Origin of the sequence: Cognatundibacterium luofuense (assembly GCF_018139685.1) — a bacterium.
GTDB classification, from domain to species: Bacteria; Pseudomonadota; Gammaproteobacteria; order Burkholderiales; family Burkholderiaceae_D; genus Undibacterium; species Undibacterium luofuense.
The window spans coordinates 1-283 of sequence record NZ_JAGSPN010000639.1 but is presented as its reverse complement, the minus strand read 5'-3'; the positions used below and the strand labels follow the sequence as shown (position 1 = coordinate 283).

At 52.7% G+C, this 283-nt stretch carries 1 pseudogene; it reads left to right on the top strand.

The features are described from left to right. Positions 1-283: pseudogene (locus KDM89_RS21995) on the top strand (class 1 fructose-bisphosphatase); the annotation flags it as partial.

Below are 283 nucleotides of genomic sequence, written 5' to 3'. Positions count from 1 at the left end.
AGATTCCTGCGGACACCAAAGAATTCGCGATTAATGCGTCCAACAGCCGTCACTGGTATCCGCCAGTCACACGCTATGTGGATGAAATGCTGGCAGGCGAAACTGGTCCGCGCGCTAAGAATTTCAATATGCGCTGGATTGCTTCCATGGTGGCTGATGTGCACCGTATTCTGAACCGTGGCGGTATTTTTATGTACCCGGCAGATCAGCGTGAACCCGATAAAGCGGGCAAGCTGCGCCTGATGTATGAAGCGAATCCTATGTCCTTCCTGGTCGAACAGGC